Origin of the sequence: Mesorhizobium sp. M8A.F.Ca.ET.021.01.1.1 (assembly GCF_003998025.1) — a bacterium.
Classification (GTDB): domain Bacteria; phylum Pseudomonadota; class Alphaproteobacteria; order Rhizobiales; family Rhizobiaceae; genus Mesorhizobium.
In genome coordinates this window covers 1-2362 of the sequence record NZ_RZSJ01000763.1, presented here as the reverse complement: position 1 = coordinate 2362, position 2362 = coordinate 1, and the positions used below count along the sequence as shown (strand labels likewise).

At 61.4% G+C, this 2362-nt stretch carries 3 protein-coding genes; 1 reads left to right on the top strand and 2 read right to left on the bottom strand.

Annotation, left to right across the window (positions count from 1 at the left end):
• The coding region (locus tag EOA36_RS33485; protein ID WP_140706573.1) for an ABC transporter substrate-binding protein at window positions 1–618 on the bottom strand (618 nt) is incomplete at its 3' end.
• Between the two features lie 254 nt (window positions 619–872).
• Window positions 873–1562 (bottom strand): PIG-L deacetylase family protein, encoded by a 690-nt coding sequence (locus tag EOA36_RS33480; protein ID WP_127281014.1) that lies wholly within the window; start codon window positions 1560–1562, stop codon window positions 873–875.
• 26 nt (window positions 1563–1588) lie between these two features.
• On the opposite strand from EOA36_RS33480, the gene EOA36_RS33475 reads away from it, so the two are divergent.
• Window positions 1589–2362: DMT family transporter (locus EOA36_RS33475; protein ID WP_145969459.1), on the top strand; the 774-nt coding region annotated here is incomplete at its 3' end.

Below are 2362 nucleotides of genomic sequence, written 5' to 3'. Positions count from 1 at the left end.
GGTGTAGATCGAGGCGCCGTAGACCGTCTTGCCGTCGATCTGCCGCTTCTGGAAGAATTCGGCGATCTGCTTCAACTGGTCGAAGGTGGCAGGCGGGCCGAGATCCCAGCCATACTTCTCCTTGAACTCCTTCTGCAGTTCGGGCTTGGAGAACCAGTCCTTGCGATAGGTCCAGCCGACGACGTCGCCCATGGCCGGTAGCGCCCAGTAATTCGGCGTGTTCTTCGGCCATTCGGAATAGCCCACCACGGTCGCCGGTACGAAGTCGTCCATGCTGATCTTCTCCTTGTCGAAGAAGTCGTTCAGCTTGACGTAGTGGCCGTTCTCGGCCGCGCCGCCGATCCACTGGCTGTCGCCGATGATCAGGTCGCAGAGCTTGCCGTGCGAGTTCAGCTCATTGAGGAAACGGTCTGCATAGTTGGTCCACGGCACGAATTCGAATTTCATGCCGATGCCGGTTTCCTTGGTGAAATCCTTCGACAGTTCGACAAGCGCGTTGGCCGGGTCCCAGGCGGCCCAGCACAGCGTCAGGTCTTCAGCGTGCGCGGCGTTCGAGACGGCTGTCGACGCTGCAATCGCAGAGGTCAGTCCCAAAGCCAGTTTAAAGCTCGATTTCATGCCTTCCTCCCATTTGTGAAACACGTCCGGATGACGGTTTCAAGAACTCTCAACCTCTCTCCTCAGAGGCCCAAACATGGCGGCATCGTCGCGCCGCAGATGTTTAGTAATTTGTTTAGTGATGCTCTTTTTACTAAACAACGCAAGCGAATTCGTTGCTGCGCCGCAGCATGTTTGCGCCGGTATCTGAAAACGTTGGGAAAAGCGCCGAGCGCCGGTCGGATGATCGCGGAGTGTGGACGTGCTCCGAGGGGTCAGTCGACCCGCCTGGTGCTCATCATCACCGTCCGGATCGGGGGCGCCGGCGGCAGCAGCGCGCGGATATCCCCGAAGGGAAACATCGGTTCGAAGCGAAAGGCTTCAGCCTGCGACCCCGGTGCGCCATTGCATTGGCCTGAGCGAAAAAGGTTTTGCGTCCGGGCGATATCTACGAAGCGATCCGGGTCCTGCGACTGGTGCATGCGGATTGCCCTGGCCTTGATCTCGGCATGGGCGGAAACATCGACATAGTGCGTCGGCGAGAATCCGGTGCCGCCCATCGTGTCGGCATGCAGCACGGGGACGCCGAACGACGCCGCGATGCGCACCCCGTCCGACAATGCGCGGTGGTCGGCGTGGTAGTCGTTGGGCGCGTGCGTGATCACGAGGTCCGGCCCGATTTCGCTGATCAGCGTTTTCAGCGCATCGATCAGGGCGGCATCCGCCACTAGGCCGCCATCGGGAAAGTCGAGAAAGCGCGGCGCGGCCCCGAGCAGCGCGGCCGAGGCCATCGCTTCCTCGCGGCGGACACGAGCCAGAACGGAGGGATCGCTCTTGCCGCCCCTGGCACCATGGGTGGCCACGGCAAAAGTGAGTGCTGCGCCTTGCGCGGCATAGGCGGCCATCGTACCGAACATGAAGATCTCGATGTCGTCCGGATGCGCACCGAGCGCCAGTATTTTCAACTATTCTCTCCCGGAAATGAAAAAACGTGCCGAACGGAATCCTGCTCGCCCTCATCGCCTATGCAAGCTATTCGTGCAGCGATGCCGTTATCAAGAGCCTGGGCGGCCAATTCACGGTGTTCGAGATCGGCTTCTTCTCGACATTGTTCGCCGGCTGCTTCCTTTTCTTCAGCCGGCCGGCCAGCGAGCGCTGGCGTGATTTCTGGCGCACCAAACGTCCCTGGGCGGTGCAGGCGCGGGCCTGGGCCGGCATCGCATCAGGCGTGCTCAGCGTCTATGCCTTCACCACCATTCCGCTGGCCGAGGCCTATGCGCTTATCTTTCTGGCGCCGCTCTGCGTCACCATTCTTTCCACCGTGATCCTCAAGGAGAAGGTTGGCCCCTGGCGCTGGCTGGCGGTGGTCGCCGGCTTCGCCGGCGTCATGCTGGTGGTCAGGCCAGGCTTTCGCGAGTTGCACCTAGGCCACCTTGCCGCTTTCATCATCGCTTTCCTCGCCGCCACCAACGTCATCCTGATGCGTTCGCTGGCGCAGCGGGAAAAACGCACAACCATTCTCGGCGTACTGATCGGGTACGGACTGCTGTTCAACGGCATCGGTGCCGCCGCGACCTCCTTCACCGTTCCGGATGGAAAGCAGCTGGTCTGGCTGGTGATGGCGGGCGCCTTCACCGCAGGCGGACAATTGCTGCAATTGCTGGCCGCCAAATACGCCCCCGCCAACCGGATCGCGCCGACGCATTATTCGCAGATCGTCTGGGCGGTGATCCTCGGCGCGCTGTTCTTCCACGAATACCCGGAC